Origin of the sequence: Vibrio sp. CDRSL-10 TSBA (genome assembly GCA_039696685.1) — a bacterium.
Classification (GTDB): Bacteria; Pseudomonadota; Gammaproteobacteria; order Enterobacterales; family Vibrionaceae; genus Vibrio.
In genome coordinates, this window is record CP155566.1 from 2,381,063 (window position 1) to 2,398,914 (window position 17,852).

Annotated in this window: 12 protein-coding genes and 7 pseudogenes; 3 read left to right on the top strand and 16 right to left on the bottom strand. The window is 49.3% G+C overall.

Going from position 1 to position 17,852, the window contains the following annotated elements; genetic code table 11:
• The first annotated feature begins 238 nt into the window (after window positions 1-238).
• From ABDK09_18570 to ABDK09_18580, 3 genes are all read left to right on the top strand, one after another.
• Window positions 239-823, top strand: a complete 585-nt coding sequence (locus ABDK09_18570; protein XAW88953.1) for a porin family protein — start codon at window positions 239-241, stop codon at window positions 821-823.
• A gap of 482 nt (window positions 824-1,305) precedes the next feature.
• Window positions 1,306-2,769: a sodium-dependent transporter gene (locus ABDK09_18575; protein ID XAW88954.1), complete on the top strand. Its 1,464-nt coding sequence runs from the start codon at window positions 1,306-1,308 to the stop codon at window positions 2,767-2,769.
• Window positions 2,766-2,864 carry a MetS family NSS transporter small subunit gene (locus tag ABDK09_18580; protein XAW88955.1) on the top strand — a complete coding sequence of 33 codons (99 nt, stop codon included), beginning with the start codon at window positions 2,766-2,768 and terminating at the stop codon, window positions 2,862-2,864. The genes ABDK09_18575 and ABDK09_18580 overlap by 4 nt, the downstream gene beginning before the upstream one ends.
• 141 nt (window positions 2,865-3,005) lie before the next feature.
• Here ABDK09_18580 and ABDK09_18585 read toward each other — a convergent pair whose 3' ends face one another.
• From ABDK09_18585 to plsX, 16 genes and pseudogenes are all read right to left on the bottom strand, one after another.
• Window positions 3,006-3,410 carry a hypothetical protein gene (locus ABDK09_18585; protein XAW88956.1) on the bottom strand — a complete coding sequence of 135 codons (405 nt, stop codon included), beginning with the start codon at window positions 3,408-3,410 and terminating at the stop codon, window positions 3,006-3,008.
• Between the two features lie 273 nt (window positions 3,411-3,683).
• Window positions 3,684-5,115 (bottom strand): annotated as a pseudogene (ptsG, locus tag ABDK09_18590) (PTS glucose transporter subunit IIBC).
• Window positions 5,116-5,459: 344 nt separating this feature from the next.
• On the bottom strand, window positions 5,460-5,915 hold the full coding sequence (locus tag ABDK09_18595) for a hypothetical protein (protein XAW88957.1): 456 nt from the start codon (window positions 5,913-5,915) through the stop codon (window positions 5,460-5,462).
• Window positions 5,915-6,994: a PTS transporter subunit EIIC gene (locus tag ABDK09_18600; protein ID XAW88958.1), complete on the bottom strand. Its 1,080-nt coding sequence runs from the start codon at window positions 6,992-6,994 to the stop codon at window positions 5,915-5,917. The genes ABDK09_18595 and ABDK09_18600 overlap by 1 nt, the downstream gene beginning before the upstream one ends.
• Window positions 6,885-7,535, bottom strand: coding sequence for a PTS transporter subunit EIIC (locus tag ABDK09_18605; protein ID XAW88959.1), 651 nt, complete (start codon window positions 7,533-7,535; stop codon window positions 6,885-6,887). Before ABDK09_18605 ends, ABDK09_18600 begins: the two co-directional genes overlap by 110 nt.
• A gap of 446 nt (window positions 7,536-7,981) precedes the next feature.
• Window positions 7,982-8,750 (bottom strand): annotated as a pseudogene (locus ABDK09_18610) (YchF/TatD family DNA exonuclease).
• Window positions 8,741-9,706, bottom strand: a complete 966-nt coding sequence (gene holB / locus ABDK09_18615; GenBank protein ID XAW88960.1) for a DNA polymerase III subunit delta' — start codon at window positions 9,704-9,706, stop codon at window positions 8,741-8,743. The pseudogene ABDK09_18610 and the gene holB overlap by 10 nt, the downstream one beginning before the upstream one ends.
• A gap of 3 nt (window positions 9,707-9,709) precedes the next feature.
• A pseudogene (gene tmk, locus ABDK09_18620) lies at window positions 9,710-10,340 on the bottom strand (dTMP kinase).
• Between the two features lie 27 nt (window positions 10,341-10,367).
• Entirely contained in the window at window positions 10,368-11,381 is a 1,014-nt protein-coding gene (gene mltG / locus ABDK09_18625; GenBank protein XAW88961.1) for an endolytic transglycosylase MltG, read from the bottom strand.
• Window positions 11,378-12,181 (bottom strand): aminodeoxychorismate lyase, encoded by an 804-nt coding sequence (pabC, locus tag ABDK09_18630; GenBank protein ID XAW88962.1) that lies wholly within the window; start codon window positions 12,179-12,181, stop codon window positions 11,378-11,380. The genes mltG and pabC overlap by 4 nt, the downstream gene beginning before the upstream one ends.
• Before the next feature lie 90 nt (window positions 12,182-12,271).
• A pseudogene (gene fabF, locus ABDK09_18635) lies at window positions 12,272-13,517 on the bottom strand (beta-ketoacyl-ACP synthase II).
• An 89-nt stretch (window positions 13,518-13,606) separates the two neighbouring features.
• Window positions 13,607-13,840, bottom strand: a complete 234-nt coding sequence (gene acpP / locus ABDK09_18640; protein XAW88963.1) for an acyl carrier protein — start codon at window positions 13,838-13,840, stop codon at window positions 13,607-13,609.
• Window positions 13,841-14,074: 234 nt separating this feature from the next.
• Window positions 14,075-14,810 (bottom strand): annotated as a pseudogene (gene fabG / locus ABDK09_18645) (3-oxoacyl-ACP reductase FabG).
• Between the two features lie 27 nt (window positions 14,811-14,837).
• Window positions 14,838-15,762 (bottom strand): annotated as a pseudogene (fabD, locus tag ABDK09_18650) (ACP S-malonyltransferase).
• Window positions 15,763-15,865: 103 nt separating this feature from the next.
• A complete protein-coding gene (locus tag ABDK09_18655) occupies window positions 15,866-16,816 on the bottom strand; it encodes a beta-ketoacyl-ACP synthase III (protein XAW88964.1) in 951 nt (316 codons plus the stop codon).
• Window positions 16,817-16,821: 5 nt separating this feature from the next.
• A pseudogene (gene plsX, locus ABDK09_18660) lies at window positions 16,822-17,848 on the bottom strand (phosphate acyltransferase PlsX).
• Between the last annotated feature and the right edge of the window lie 4 nt (window positions 17,849-17,852).

Sequence of the window (17,852 nt, forward strand, 5' to 3'; positions counted from 1 at the left end):
TGAAATCGTATTCCATACACACCTCCACGCGTTAGTCAGACAACGCTATCCTGACCCCGCTAACACTTTGATAGCTAACAAGGAAAGTCGAGCCGGGTTGGATACAGGCACGCGATAGCGTCTGTTAAAGCATAAGCCGTGGTGCGACGCATGTTCAAGAATTGCTGGTTTTTCGTGCATGATTATGAAGTTACTATCACAATTACTCAACCATCCGAAAAAAATTTTGAGGTTTGTGATGCGCTCGCTTCAATTTATTGTTTTTGTGTTTGGTTGCTGGTTTTCCGCCGCAGCATCCGCTGACGTTTACCTTACGCCTGCTGCCGGTTATGTACTGGGCGGCAAAGTGGAAGACAATACCGGAGAGTCCTACGACATCAACGCCTCTTCTGCTCTGGCCATCACGTTGGAAGTGCCGTTTGAGACCGGCCGGATAGGCCTATTCTACGCCCGGCAGTCTGCCGATGTCGATATCGTCCAGGATAAGGCGACTCTGCACTACCTGCTGTTTCAGAGCCGGATCAATTATCCGTTTGCTCCCGACTGGAGCAGTTATCTGGGCGCTGGCCTGGGCGCTTCTTATTTTGATGTCAGTTGGGTCGACAACAAATCCGGATTTGCAGCCAGCATTTTCACCGGGCTCGACTATCATATGACTTCATCCGTATCACTCAGCAGTCAGATTCGCTGGCTCGGAACCGTGGTCGATAATGAAACCAGCGCGTTGTGCAGCCTGCCTGAGCCGGGACGCTGCATCGTGCGCTTTAAATCTGACTGGATGAACCAGTTCTCCGCCAATCTGGGACTGACCATACGCTTCTGAGTTAATAGCACCGGATTGGAGAGATTCACTAGTGTGTGTATATATTTCAGTCATACGCTCTAGCGATAAATACAGTTTTATCAATTGTTATAGCTCCTCAGTCCAGTTTCATGGTCTGGATATTTTTAATTGTATAAAACTTTTCACTAATCAAAGAACAAAAAAAACAACAAAAAAACCACTAAACCAGCACAACATCATGTTTACAATCTATTGCCATGAGCGGCAGATATCTGTAGTCTCGATAGCAATGCGTAGCTGATTATTTCAGATTCCGCAAACACACATCGTAAAACTAAGAACAATATTCTGAGATCTCGACTAGCTTACAAAACTTATAACTAACATTTTGCTAATTACTGGATGATAGGCCATTTTTTTAACAATTTAGCCATATTCTGATTGGTTATATCCTATCCTAGTCCTTATTAGCTGTAGTGAAAGAGATGCTTCATACCTCAGGGATTATTAAGGAGTAACTTATGAAGCGAGAACAATGGGGTTCCCGAGCCGGTTTCATTCTGGCTGCTGTGGGCTCAGCAGTGGGACTGGGAAACATCTGGCGTTTCCCGTACATGGCCTATGAAAACGGCGGCGGCGCCTTCTTCATTCCTTACCTGTTTGCCATGATCACCGCCGGTATTCCGTTTATGATCCTGGAGTTCTCTATGGGTCAGCGTAACCGCGGTTCAGCTCCGGCAACTCTGTCACGTATTAACGCAAAATTTGAATGGCTGGGCTGGTTCCAGGTTGGTGTTGCCGCTGTGATTGGCGTTTACTACGTCGCTGTTATCGGCTGGGCGATCTCCTACTTTGGCATGTCGTTTGACCAAAGCTGGGGTACAGATACTAACGCCTTCTTCTTTAGTGAATACCTGGGACTGGGTGACAACTCCCCGACCAACCTGGGCGGCATTCAGTGGAAGATCGTGCTGGCGATGGTGATTGCCTGGGCTGTTACTTACGCTGCAATCGTTGGCGGGGTTAAATCCGGTATCGAACGTGCTTCTAAAGTGATGATGCCGGTACTGTTTGTCATGGTACTGCTGCTTATCGGTCGTATGCTGTTCCTGCCGGGTGCACTGGATGGTGTGAACTACATGTTCCAGCCAGATTTCAGCAAAATCTGGGATGTAAAAGTATGGGCAGCCGCTTATGGTCAGATCTTCTTCACCCTGAGTATCGGCTTTGCCATCATGCTGGCTTACTCCAGCTACCTGCCGGAAAAATCAGACATCACCAACAACGCATTTATGACGGTGTTGCTAAACTGTGGTTTCTCGATTCTGGCCGGTATCATGATCTTCTCGGTACTGGGCTACATGGCTCAAGAGCAAGGTAAACCGCTGACAGAAGTCGTCTCTGCCGGTGTAGGTCTGGCGTTCGTTACTCTGCCAGCAGCGATTAACCTGCTGCCACTGCCTTACGTATTTGGCCCGCTGCTGTTCCTGGCACTGATCGTCGCCGGTCTGAGCTCACACATTTCGATTCTGGAAGCCGTGACTTCAGCCGTGATCGATAAAATGAGCTGGAGCCGTAAGAAAGCAGCCAACATTGTTATCGGTGTCAGCTTTATCGTATCCATGGCTTTTGCAACCAACGGCGGCCTGCTGCTGCTTGACCTGGTTGACCACTTTGCTAACAACATCGGCATCATGTCGAGCTGTCTGGTTGAGCTGGTGCTGATGACCTGGCTGGTTAAAGTGTCTGATGCGCGTAAATACGTTAACTCAGTATCAGATTTCGCAGTTGGCGTTTGGTTCGATATCTGTCTGCGCTTTATCTCACCAGTCATTCTGGCCATCATTGTCGTGACCAAGGTGAAAACTCTGATGACCGAAGGCTACGGCGGTTACGATCTAACACTGGGCTGGGCGCTGATTGGCGTACTATTTATCATTGGTGTCGCTGTGAACGCGATGAGCCGCAAGGAGAATAACGCATGACCACTGGTGCAATCATCATGATGATTCTGGGCTTAGGGATTACCTGGGGTGGCGCAGCCATCTGTATCCGTAAAGCGATGAATAAATCAGAGTAATCACGTTTATTGAACGCTAAGTTCCATTGAACGTAAAAAGCCGGCAACCCAGTTGCCGGCTTTTTTATTAATTCGTATCTTAAGTGGTTGTGCTCTCTGACTCGTAGTGACATGACCTGTCATACAGTCAGAGCCAACCACTCAGAAACGGTATGTCACACCCAGAGCTGCGCCAAGTTGAAGCTCGGTATCATCATGCAACTGAAGTTCAGGGTGAACCTGACCATAAACATTCAGATTCTGGTTAATTTGCCAGTCCAGACCCAGCGGCACACGTGCACCAAAGTCATCATCCCACTCAGCCCAACCACCGACACCAACATACCAGTCAAAAGGGACATCCGGGTTATTAAAGCTGCCACGTTTTGCAATGTAATCGAACGCAGCACCTTGGTTACCCAGAGTAAAACGATATTGGTTGTTGACTTCCAGCACAGCACTTAACTGCTGATCGACCGCCAGGCCGACTTTCAGGTTAGGATCCTGCTGAGCATACGCTGCGGCCGATAAGCTAAGCAGTGCCACTGTCATCCCTAGTTTTTTCATTTATTGATACCCTTTATTAATTGTTCTAACACTACAAACTTTAGTTCAGGTCCGGCGGGGATATGTCAACCAAGGGTAAAGGGAATTCAAGGCTCCTGTAGAGAAACCATCAGAGTAGCATCAGGGTTTTTACAAGGGTTGTTGAGGGGTAACTAAGGCTATTACTAACGCCAGAACTGGTATCGCTGAAACAGAAAAGGAGGCCAAGCCTCCTTTCAACATTACTGCATATTGAACACCACCAGGCAGATTCAGCCCGGCAGTGAACACGGCTTAACTGTGGTTACGAATCCACTCATCCATATCGGTTTTCAGGTTATCTGACTTGGTACCAAAAATCGCCTGAACTCCGCCGGATACCACAACCACACCCGCTGCGCCGAGTTTCTTCAGCTTGTCTTGATCCACTGCGTCAGTATCTGCCACTGAGACCCGCAAACGAGTGATACACGCATCCAGATTGGTAATATTGGCTTTACCACCGAAAGCCGCCACCAACTCACCAGCCATTTCTGTGCCTGATGATGTGGTGGTGTCCGCACTTTCATCTTCACGCCCCGGCGTTTTCAAATCCAGTGCGCGAATAACAAAAGTAAATACCACGTAATACAGCACCGCATAGGCCACACCCAGACCGACCAGCAGTAACATGTTATCTGCACGGGAGGACTGCACGACAAAGTCAATAAAACCGTTCGAGAAGGTATGACCATGCACCACGCCCAGAGAGTTAGTCAGCACGAATGCTAACCCCGCCAGCAGCGCATGAATGCCGTACAGCACTGGTGCAATAAACAGGAACGAGAATTCGATCGGCTCTGTAATACCGGTCAAAAACGACGTCAGTGCCGCTGAAGCCATGATACCCATGACTTTAGCCCGGTTTTCAGGCTTGGCACAATGTGCTATCGCAAAGGCAGCGGCAGGCAGACCAAACATTTTAAACAGGTAACCACCCGCCAGCTGACCAAAACCATTCCCGGCAGCACGAGATGCATCGTCGGCGGTCAGGAAACAAGTCATGATGCCGTGTACTGTTTCACCAGCACCGTTAACACAAGTCCCGGCTTCGTAGAAGAAAGGGACGTTCCAGATATGATGCAGGCCAAACGGGATCAGAGAGCGCTCAACCACACCGTAAATACCGAATGCCAGAACAGGGTTTTGATGGGCAGCCCAGTCTGAGAAACGAAGCGATCACAGCACCGATTGGCGGCCAGATAAAAGAGAGGATGACACCCAGAATAATCGATAAGAAGCCGGTGATAATCGGCACCGCGCGTTTCCCGGCGAAAAAGCCCAGGTACTCAGGCAACTGAATCTTATAAAAGCGGTTAAAAGCCCACGCAGCGACACCACCAGCAAGAATACCCCCCAACACACCGGTATCTATGCTGTCGACCCCCATAGCAGCTGCCATTACTTTAAGGGTAGCGACCATAATACCGTATCCGACGATGGCCGATAAACCTGACACACCATCGTTGTTGGTGAAGCCCAAAGATACCCCCACCGCAAACAATAATGCCATCTGGCCGAATACTGAACCACCGGCCTGCTCCATCAGATGGGAAACGATTTCGGGTAGCCAGCTAAAATTAGCCGCCCCTACCCCAAGCAGAATACCCGCAACCGGCAGAACTGATACTGGAAGCATCAGCGCCTTACCGACTCTTTGCAGGTTAGCAAACGAGTTCTTTAACATGTTTATGCTCCTGAACGAATTATTAGAATTGTTGGGTTCTATACGTCTTGCCCCATAGCCTAAATGTTAGCACCCGGTAAAAATGTAACCACCTGTGTATTATATTTTCCGGCGCCAGCCAATTAATGATAATTCTCAAACTTTGCTCAGGATGGGCGCTATTTATGACAACTTTTTTGTCTGCATCACAATTTCGGGGATTTTATGTGCTTGACGTGGGCAGGTTCACAAACCGAAGTACTGGTCAGGATGTCAGCGGGACAGCAATAAGACTGGCGAAGATACCAAAAGAGGTACATAAGACAAAAAAAAGCCCGCAATTAAGCGGGCTTGTTACTACTGAGTCAGTCCTTTTTCCGTGCCCGGGTTTCATGCAACGGCTCAACATTGTACATGTAGAGCTGAATCGCCGAGTAGGCGGCATACAATCCCAACGTGGCACAAAAAAAGACGATTTTCTCTTTTTCGCGCGATAAGTACGTCGACAAATCCTTAGCTTTGATCCACTGACCACTGTCGACCCGCAGCAGGTATTTTCCCAGAGACTTCCCTATCAGCTTAAAACAGAGAGTACTGAATCCAAGATATATCCCGATAAAGATTAACAGCATCGCCAGTACAATCAGTAACAGAACTGGCAGAGCCATATTGTCATTCAATGACATGCCTCCGCTCTTCTCAGCGAAGACACCTGTTACCACCACCATCAGAACCGACATCACCGCTTGCGTGAACATCTTGGCCACCATCAAATCGATGATAAAGGCGCCGGTTCTTCTGAATTTGTCTCCGCTATTCATTACTTACCAAGCAGAGAGTTGATTTGTGCTTTGTAACCTGCAGCTTCTGCGCCGTAGATTGCCTGGATACCAGTTTCACCAACTTTAACCAGACCACGAGCACCCAGCTCTTGAGTCCAGTGTTCGTTGCCTTTCACCTGTGCACCATCTTTAACAGTGATACGCAGACGAGTGATACATGCATCCACATCAACGATGTTTTCTGCGCCACCCAGAGCTTCGATCATGTCTTTCGCTTTCTGGTTGTCACCAGCTGCACCACCTTTTGCTGCGTGGTAGTCTTTCTTAGAAACCACTGCAACTGCGCTGCCTTTACGACCTGGAGTCTTGATGTCGAACTTCACGATGAACCAACGGAACACGAAGAAGTAAACGAACGCGTAAGCGATACCAACTAGTGGGATGAAGTACCAGTTGTTCTCAACACCAGTCACGCCTGGCAGTACACCAAACAGAGCGAAGTCAATGAAACCGCCACTGAACGTCATACCAACTTTAACATTCAGCATATCCATCAGCAGGAATGACAGACCTGCCAGAGGCACGTGCACTGCATAGTACAGAGCTGGAGCCAGGAACAGGAAGGTAAATTCGATTGGTTCAGTGATACCAGTCAGGAATGCTGTCAGAGCAACTGAGAACAGAAGACCACCGGCTGCTTTTTTGTTCTCGTCATCAGCCAGAGTGTACATCGCGTACGCTGCTGCTGGCAGACCGAACATCATGAACGGGAACTTACCAGTCATGAAGTTAGTTGAAGTAAATTGAGAGAAGTCACCGCTTGCCAGAGAAGCGAAGAACATGTTCTGTGTACCCTTGATCACTTCACCAGCGATAGTTGCAGTACCACCGATTTCTGTTTGCCATAGTGGCAGGTAGAATACGTGGTGCAGACCAACAGGGATCAGAGAACGCTCGATGATACCGAAGATCAGAGACGCAACGTAACCGTGGCCACTTGCAGTCATCTCACCCAGAGCCGCACCGATTGCGCCGAACGCAGCACCAAAGAATGGCCAGATAAAGGTCAGAAACGATGCCGTAGAACAGCGCAGCAAATGCACTAATAATTGGAACAAAACGTGCGCCACCGAAGAAACCCAGGTAATCCGGTAGTTTTGCGTCGTGGTATTTGTTATGCAGAACAACAGTGATAGCACCTGCGATCAGACCACCAAACACACCCATACTCAGTGTGTTGCTGATACCCAGTACATCAGCCAGTACGCCCGGGTATTCGCTGCCCATCAGTACTACTGTGTTAGAGTCCAGGTTGATCATGTTCGCTACAGTCAGCGTTTTCGCGATTGCAACGTTCATTACCAGGTATGAGATCAACGCAGCCAGTGCAGCAGCACCTTTTTCAGCACGCGCAAAACCCACGGCGATTGCCAGAGCAAACATAACTGGCAGGTTAGCAAATACGATGCCGCCAGCAGCAGTCATTACTTGCAGGAAGCTATTCAGAATAGTTCCGTCCTGAAGCACACTGATGTTGTACGCTTCGATCATTGTTGGGTTAGTAAAACTACCCCCGATACCCAGCATGATACCCGCCGCTGGTAACAGCGCGATGGGTAACATAATGGACTGTGAAAGTTTACTAAAGAAACCTTTCATACGTTTATGCTCCTGATTAAGTTATTAGTATTCTTGAGTTCCAACGGCACACCCCCGTAGCCTCAGTGTTGGCTCTCAATGAAAATGTAACGCGAATGTCATTATATTTTCCGGCTCTAAATATATCTTGATGCCCCTCAAGCTTTCTAGCGACTAATGAAATTTAGTTTCAAATTATTAGACAGATCACAATACCTGTCACAGAGTGAAATCCTTTACATTCCACCTATCTCGCTGTTTTTAATGATATAAAAATAACTAACCATTAATTTTATGCAGTAAATAAAATAGAGCTAATTGTTATTTTACGTAACAAAATTTCATTTCAGCATTTTAGGACCGTATTTCCAACATTTTTGGTGAACAACAAGTATAAAAATGCACACCAAGACTATCAGGTATAAAAAACGGCCCCAAAAAGGCCGTTTTTTATACCGATTTATTTTTCATCGTAAAAAAAGTTGCTGAAAATTTTGGGTGGTTTTTTCGGCAACTTCCTTAAGAGATACACCTTTGAGCTGCGCAATATAAGCCGCGACTTCAACCACATATGCCGGTTGGTTTTGCTTACCGCGGTGTGGCACCGGAGCAAGATAAGGCGAGTCTGTCTCAATCAGCAGACGTTCCAGTGGTAATTGCTTCACCACGTCTTTCAGTTTCTTGTGCCTGACGGAAGGTAACGATGCCTGAGATGGAAATGTAAAAACCCAGCTCCATCGCCGCTTCAGCAAACGCCAGATCCTCAGTAAAACAGTGAATGACACCACCACAGCGCTCCGCTCCGCCTGCACGCAGAATATCCAGTGTATCCTGACGGGCATTTCGGGTATGAATAATCAGCGGTTTGTTGAGTGCTACCGCTGTTTCAATATGCTGCTTAAATCGCTCCTGCTGGAGCGGCGCCGTCTCCGGCTCATAATGGTAATCCAGGCCGGTTTCACCAATCGCAACCACTTTGGAATGTGATGCATACTCCTGAAAACGAGCGAGTTCAAAATCACTCGCAACATCGAGCGGGTGTACGCCACAGGAAGCGTAAACATTATCGTAGGGCGTGATCATTTCCAGCATGCCGGAAAATGAATCCAGGGTTACGCCGACCGAAAGCAGCTGTTTTACGTTAGCCTGTCTGGCCTTTTCTATCACATCTTCGATGCCGTTATGTAATTCATCATAATCGAGTTTATCGAGATGACAGTGCGAATCTACAAACATGCTTCCTCATTTAATTTCAGTAACCAATCAGTGATCAGCAGCTCACCGTTCAAACCGGTGAACGTTCTTAGTTGTTCTATCAGTTTAGCCAGGCGGTCAGTCTGTTGCTGTAACTGAGCCAAGTTCATCAGCCCGGCAACCTGTTCACAGCCGGGCGTAAAGTACGCCTGACGAATGCCAAACTGCACTTTCTGCGCATCCGTCAGCAAATACCATAACCAGCTTAAGCGTTGCACCGGCTGCGCTGCCGCCGCTTTGGCGCAATTGAGCAATGCACTGACATCACCTTGCAGCGCAGCAATAAACTGACTTTCCAGCGTGCCGTAATCCGCCACTCCGCCTTCGGCGATGAATGCCTGAGTAGTCAGCGGCGCATTGGCATGTATGTGCGCTGCATAAGGCGGCACGGTTTTATCCAGAGTCTCACTCAGCCAGCCAGACACCATTTGTGTCGCTGGCTCTGCGACGTTGATTTGCTGACAGCGGCTCACTATGGTCGGCAGAATATGACTGATGCGCGTCGTCACTAACACAAACACGCACTTACCTGCCGGCTCTTCCAGCGTTTTGAGCAGCGCATTGGCCGCCGATTCATTCATCGCTTCGGCAGGTTCAATCACAATCAGGCGGTAGCCGGACAGTTGCGACGATTCCTGCGCCAGACGATTACAGTGACGGATTTGCTCAACACTGATGGAACGGCCCTCTTTCTCCGGCCGCACCACATGGTAGTCAGGATGATTGCCCGACTGCATCAAATCGCAGCTGTGACAAAACCCGCACGCTTCGCCGTCCTGGGCGGAACACATCAGTGCCGCGGCAAACGGCTCAACCAGCTGAAATGCGCCCACGCCAGCCGGCGCTGCAATCAGGGTCGCAGCAGAAAAGGTCTGGTTTTTAAGCCGGGCCTGCCAGGCCTGCCAGGCATCATTCAGCCAGGGATAAATCGGTTGCATCGCCTAAACCGCCTTGAACCAGGAGTTCAGCGCCTGGCGAATGCTGCTGGCCACGTCTTCCATGCTCTGAGCGGCATCGATGATCACCACCGAATCATCCGCGCGGGCAATCTGCAGATAACGCTCGCGGGTACGTTCAAAAAAGCTGATGTCCATTTTTTCTATCCGATCCAGTTCGCCACGGCCGCGGGCGCGTTCGAGGCCAAGCTTAGGGTCAATGTCCAGATACAGCGTCAAATCCGGCTTAAAATCACCGAGCGTGGTCTGTTTAAGATTATGCAGGGTCTCGGCTGCTATTTGCCGACCGCCGCCCTGATACGCTTGTGAGGACATATCATGACGGTCACCCACTACCCAATCGCCTCGGGTTAACGCCGGCTTAATCACGTTTCTCAACTAACTGCACACGCGCTGCGTACATCAGCAGCAGCTCTGTAATGTCCTGCAGCACTTCACCGTCATGCTCTTCCTTAACCAGCGAGCGCATTTTTTCCGCCAGCACAGTACCGCCCGGCTCGCGGGTACGGGTTATATTGTCGATACCCTGCGCGTGCAGCGCTTCAACCACAGCCTGAATGGCCGTGCTTTTACCGGCCCCTTCCAGGCCCTCTACTACGATAAATTTTGCATTCATGGGTTTTATCTTTGCTAATCGCTATGTTTACTGCTGTCTGAGCTGTTTCAGATACGCACGCACCGCGCGATTATGCTCGGTCAGACTTTTAGAAAATACGTGGCCACCGTTACCGCTGGCGACAAAATACAGATACGCGCTTTGCTCCGGATTCAGAGCTGCCGCGATAGATGCCTCACCCGGCATCGCTATCGGTGTTGGCGGTAAACCGTTAATCACATAAGTATTATACGGGGTGGCTGTGCGCAAATCTTTACGACGGATATTGCCATCATAACTCTCCCCCATTCCATAAATTACCGTCGGATCCGTCTGCAAACGCATCCGCTTGTTAAGACGGTTAACAAACACCGAAGCAACCCGGGTACGCTCTTCTTCCAGTGCCGTCTCTTTCTCAATGATGGACGCCAGTATCAATGCCTCATAAGGCGATTTGAGAGGTAAATCAGCCTGACGCTGCTGCCAGGCGCTGTCCAGAATGGCTTCCAGTTTAGCGTGTGCCCGTTTCAGAATGTCCAGATCGCTGGTGCCCTTGGTAAAGTGATACGTCTCGGCCAGAAACAAACCCTCCAGTTTTTTCTGCTCGACACCCAGTAACTGCGCAATCTCGGCTTCTGATTTGCCGGCCAGTGTATGTTCCAACTGCTCATCATGTGCCAGCATCGCCAGCCACTCATTAAAACGGCTGCCTTCAACAAAGGTGATCGCAAACTGGTGCTCTTTGCCGGATACCAGCAAATTCAACGCATCACGCAGAGTGCTTTGCGGCTCTACCTGATAAGTACCTTTCTTTATCTGAACCAGTTCCGGATGGAAACGACGCACCAATTTGGCGGCAAAACTAGGCGCAATCCACTCGTCGCGAGTCATCTGAGTCAGCGCACTATTGAGACTGGTTCCGGCGTTGACCGTGAACAGTTGTTTACCTTCGATACTCAGAGGCTGAGTAAGATAATCTTCAACTTGCTTAGTGACATAGAAATAGCCGACTGCTGCCAGTGCCAGCAGGGTAAACAGCAGTGAAACAATTTTTTTAATCACGAATGAAAGCTCTCCTGAAAGCGTCGTGTGTAGTGACCGATTGGGTATGTCTGTCCGGATATTTCAATTACCGGAGCGGTTTCCATAATAGCATTAGAGATAAACACCTCTTCGGCATCCGCAAGATGGTCGAGCTTAAACGCCCCGCTCTCGAGGTTCAATCCCAAATCGGGCGCTTGCTCAACAATCAGCCGCCGCGCAACACCAGCTACCCCGGAGTTGCTGAGATCCGGTGTATACAAGGTATCGCCTTTACGCCAGAATAAATTCGCCATGGTGGTTTCGACCACATGCTGATTGAGGTCAAGACAAACGCCGTCGGCATAACCGGCCTGGTCCATTTCGCCTTTGAGCAGCACCTGCTCCAGGCGGTTATTATGTTTATGACCCGCCAGCATCGGGTTGAGCCCCATACGATGGTGGCAAACGCCGAGACGAATCCCCTCTTGCTGCCAGGCAGCATAGTGAGCAGGATATGAAAAATGACTGATGGTCACGTCAGGATGAAGTAAATTGGCCGGGCTGTAACCACGTCCGCCTTGGCCACGACTGATATGCAGCTTAAGTCCCGCTTTGTCATCAGCCAGCATCGCCTGCTGCAGCCACAGGCTGATCTGCTCCCAGTCTGGTAGGGGAATAGATAACACGTTCAGGCACGCTTCCATCCGTTCAACATGATAGCCCCAGAGCTCAATCTGGCCCTGCCTCGTCAGCATAGTGGTGAAACAGCCATCACCATATTGAAACGAGCGATCCGAAACCGAGACCACATCCGTCAGTTCGCCATTGTGCCAGAACATATTCTACTCCCTGAAAAAAAGAAACGGCTTAATGCTAAGCATCAAGCCGTTTCAACTCAAATATTTTCGCTAACTGTTGCGGTCAGGATTTTATACGCGTTTGAAAATCAGTGAACCGTTTGTGCCACCAAAGCCAAACGAGTTACACATAGCGTATTCCATACCTTCAACCTTACGCGCAGTATTTGGAACCAGATCCACACCCAGACCTTCTTCTGGATTTTCCAGGTTGATGGTCGGTGGAACAATCTGATCAACCAGAGACATCACAGTAATGATTGCCTCTACTGAACCCGCAGCACCCAACAGGTGACCGGTCATCGACTTAGTCGACGAAACCAGTACTTGCTCAGAGCCTGCTTCGCCCAGTGCACGCTTGATGCCTTTCACTTCCGCAACGTCACCAGCTGGTGTAGACGTACCGTGTGCATTCACGTAACCGATTTGCGTACCAGTTAGCTGAGCATCACGCATCGCCGCTTCCATTGCCAGCGCACCGCCTGAACCATCTTCACTTGGTGAAGTCATATGGTAAGCGTCGCCAGACATACCGAAACCAACGATTTCTGCGTAGATCTTCGCACCACGAGCTTTCGCGTGTTCGTACTCTTCGATCACCATCACGCCTGCACCGTCACCCAGTACAAAACCATCACGGTCTTTATCCCAAGGACGAGACGCTTTCTGTGGTTCATCGTTACGAGTAGACAGCGCTTTTGCTGCACCGAAACCCGCCATACCCAGAGGGGTTGACGCTTTTTCGCTGCCGCCGGCTACCATGGCGTCTGCATCACCGTATGCAATCATACGAGCAGCGTGGCCGATGTTGTGCAGACCTGTAGTACATGCAGTTGAGATCGCGATGTTAGGACCGCGCAGACCACGCATGATAGACAGGTTACCCGCAACCATGTTAACGATGGTAGAAGGAACGAAGAAACGGGCTCACTTTACGTGGACCTTTCTCCATAAGCGCCTGATGACCTGTTTCGATCAAATCAAGACCGCCGATACCAGAACCGATGGCAACACCAACGCGAGGCGCGTTTTCTGCAGTGATGACCAGACCTGAATCGTCTAGCGCTTGGATACCCGCGGCAATACCGTACTGGATAAACAAATCCATTTTACGGGCATCTTTTTTAGACATGTACTCTTCGCAGTTAAAATCTTTTACCAGACCTGCGAAACGAGTAGAAAAATTTGTTGTATCAAAGTGCTCGATATTCACGATACCACTTTGACCAGCTAGCAGGGCTTTCCAAGAAGATTCTACTGTGTTGCCTACCGGTGACAACATACCCATGCCAGTGACAACGACACGACGCTTGGACACGATCATATTCTCCGGAAATGAAAATTCTATGAGAGATAATAGATGAGTGAGAAAAACTCAGGCGGCCAGAGGGCCGCCTGGGGAGAGCATTACTGAGCGCTGTTTACGTAGTCGATCGCAGCTTGAACAGTAGTGATTTTCTCTGCTTCTTCATCAGGAATCTCAGTGTCGAATTCCTCTTCAAGAGCCATAACCAGCTCAACAGTGTCAAGAGAATCAGCACCTAGGTCTTCAACGAAAGAAGCTTCGTTTTTAACTTCTGCTTCGTCTACACCCAGCTGTTCAACGATGATTTTCTTTACGCGTTCTTCGATGTTGCTCATTTTTACTTTTCCTTTACAGATTTCGCCTAATGCGATGATGCCGTAGTTTATTCGAACTAGTGAAAGTTGCAAGGGGCACCTTGCTGGTCAAACCACAAAATTGGCGATTTTAACCGAAATTCACACCATTTTTGACTTATATCATGCACAAATCTTGCGCATTTAAACGTTAAGTTTCAGACGAAGTCAACCATTAACTTCACAGTTTGCGCTCACTTCGCCGCAAACTTAGCGTTAAACCATGTACATTCCGCCGTTAACGTGCAGAGTTTCGCCAGTAATGTACGCAGCTTCCGGAGATGCCAGGAAAGCCACTGCTGAAGCAATTTCACGTGGGTCACCCAGACGACCAGCCGGCACTTGTGCTAGTGTAGCAGCACGTTGCTCGTCATTCAGCGCTTTTGTCATATCAGTTTCGATAAAACCTGGTGCAACTGTGTTCACAGTCACACCACGAGAAGCAACTTCACGTGCCATTGACTTAGTAAAGCCAATTACACCCGCTTTTGCTGCTGCGTAGTTAGTCTGACCTGCGTTGCCCATAGTACCAACAACAGAACCTACGTTGATGATACGGCCATGACGTTTTTTCATCATACCACGCAGAAACCGCTTTAGACAGACGGAAGATAGATGTCAGGTTAGTATCCATGATATCTGTCCATTCATCATCTTTCATGCGCATCAGCAGGTTATCACGGGTGATGCCCGCGTTGTTAACCAGGATGTCTACGCCACCGAATTCGTCATTGATGTTTTTCAGTACTGCTTCGATAGATTCAACATCGGTCACGTTCAGTGCCAGACCTTTACCATTGTCGCCCAGATAAGCGCTGATCGCTTCTGCACCGCTTTCGCTGGTTGCAGTACCAATCACTTTCGCACCACGTGCTACCAATAGTTCCGCGATCGCTTTACCGATACCACGGCTTGCGCCAGTAACCAGGGCAACTTTGCCTTCCAGGTTCATGAAATCACTCATGTCTATTTCCTACTTTTACTTAACTGCGTCCAGTGAAGCGATATCGTTCACTGCTTGCGCGTTCAGCGTTTTCACAATACGTTTAGTCAGACCAGTCAATACTTTACCCGGGCCAACTTCAATCAGAGTCTCGATGCCTTGCTCGCTCATCTTCTGCACGCCTTCAGTCCAGCGAACCGGGCTGTGCAGTTGGCGAACCAGCGCATCTTTAATTTTTGCCGGATCCGTTTCAGCCGCAACATCTACGTTGTTGATCACCGGAATTTGTGGCGCATTGAACTCAAGTGCTTCCAGTGCCACAGCCAGTTTATCGGCTGCAGGTTGCATCAGAGCGCAGTGTGACGGTACTGAAACCGGCAGCGGCAGTGCACGTTTGGCACCCGCTTCTTTACACAGTGCACCGGCACGTTTCTACTGCGTCTTTCTGACCAGCGATAACCACCTGGCCTGGTGAGTTGAAGTTCACCGGAGACACAACGTCACCTTGCGCTGCTTCTTCACACGCTTTCGCAATCGCTTCATCGTCCAGGCCGATGATAGCAAACATAGCGCCAGTACCTGCTGGAACGGCTTCCTGCATCAGTTGACCACGCAGCTCAACCAGTTTGATGGCCGCTTTAAAGTCAATCACACCGGCACAAACCAGTGCCGAGTATTCACCCAGGCTGTGACCGGCCAGCACTTGTGGCTGTTCCAGGCCCAGCTCCTGCCATACGCGCCAGATAGCAACGGATGACGCCAGCAATGCAGGCTGAGTGCGGAAAGTCTGGTTGAGATCTTCTGCAGGGCCATTTTGAACCAGAGCCCAAAGATCGTAACCCAGAGCGTCAGACGCTTCTGCAAAAGTTTGTTTAACTACATCATACTGTTCGCCAAGCTCAGCAAGCATACCCACTGCCTGAGAGCCCTGACCTGGAAATACGATAGCAAACTTGCTCATGTTTTTTTCCTTAACTTAATAATGAATAAGGAGTCTTGCGACTCCTTAAGTCTGAATATTTATCGCGCGTTGCTGCTAAGTTCAACCGTCAGCTCTGAATCAATCAGAACTTAACCAATGCAGAACCCCAGGTGAAACCACCACCAAAGGCTTCCAGCAGCAGAGTCTGGCCACGTTGAATGCGTCCGTCACGAACCGCTTCGTCCAGTGCAGTAGGCACAGTAGCAGCAGAGGTATTGCCGTGACGGTCCAGAGTGACCACAACTTGATCCAGCGACATCGACAGTTTTTTCGCCGTCGCTGAAATAATTCGATAGTTCGCCTGATGAGGCACTAACCAGTCTAGTTCAGACTTGTGCATATTGTTGGCAGCCAGTGTATCTTTCACCAGCTTTGACAATTGTGTCACGGCGACTTTAAACACTTCGTTACCGGCCATATGCAGCCATTTGTCTACGTCACCACCGCGCTCCGGGACTTCCAGGCTCAGCAGATCGCCAAAACGGCCGTCAGCGTAGATGTGGGTCGACAGAATACCCGGCTCTTCGCTGGCACCGACAACCACGGCACCGGCACCGTCACCAAACAGAATGATGGTTGAACGATCGGTCGGATCACAGGTTTTTGACAACGCATCTGCGCCAATCACCAGCACATTTTTACACATACCCGATTTAATGTGTTGATCTGCCACCGACAAACCGTACATAAAACCCGAACAGGCTGCAGCCAGGTCAAACGCCGGACAGCCCTGAATCTCCAGTTTCGCTTGTACCTGACAAGCAGAAGACGGGAAAGTATGACTGCCGCTCGTGGTGGCGACAATGATCAGATCGATGGCTTCTTTATCAATACCAGCCATCTCAATTGCATTCTGAGCCGCATAAAACGCCATATCGGCAACCGTTTCATTTTCGGCAGCAATCCGACGCTCACGAATACCCGTACGAGTGACAATCCACTCATCACTAGTATCTACCATTTTCTCCAGATCGGCGTTGGTACGCACTTGAGATGGCAGGTAGCTGCCTGTACCTAAAATTTTGCTATACATGAAGACTAATAATGCCTCTCGAGTAAAACCGCTTCCAAACGATCGCTTATACGGCTGGGGACTTGTCGTTTCACTTCATGTACCGCTTCGGAAATGGCATTCACGACAGCGGATACATCAGCACTTCCATGACTTTTAATGACAATGCCGCGCAATCCTAGCAAACTTGCACCGTTATACTGGTCGGGGTTCAGTGTTTTTAGTTCAGTAAATAGTTCAGAAAACAGCTTTCTGGCAATCCAACCCTTTATGGATGAGGCTAAAAACTTACTTTTTAACTTATCGATAAAGAGTTGCGCAGTTTCCTTCACAGGTTTTCAAACAGATATTGCCGACGAAACCGTCACAGACGATCACATCCGCTGCATCGGTCAGCAGTTGGTTACCTTCAATATAACCGATAAAATTCACTGCGTTAGTCTGTTGCAACATTCCTGAACAACGTTTGACAAGATCATTACCTTTTATTTCCTCAGCGCCGACATTCAAAATAGCGACCCGGGGAATGCGGGACAAATGTTGCTCCGCCAATGCAGCACCCATAACGGCAAACTGGAACAGAGAATCGGCATCACTTGACACATTGGCGCCTAAATCCAACATCCACACTTTACCGCCGGACGCGGTGGGTAACGCCGATACTAAAGCAGGACGGTCAATACCAGGTAACAATTTGAGTCGAAAACGGGATAACGCCATCAAAGCTCCGGTATTACCCGCACTGACACAGGCATGGGCCTCACCTTCAGCGACCTGATCAATGGCCATCGCCATCGAACTGCCCTGACAATGACGTAGTGCTAATGAAGGTTTTTCGGAGTTAGAGATAACTCGGTCACTGTGCAGAATGCACAAACGGGCATCTGATTCGTAACCTAGAAGAGAAAGTTGCTGGGCGATCTCAGTCTGATCACCGATGAGAGTCACTTTTAGCTCTGGGAAATGCGACAGTGCCTGCACGGCGGCAGGCACTGTAACGCGAGGACCGAAATCCCCGCCCATTGCATCAAGTGCAACGGTTAAATTTTGCAAAGGT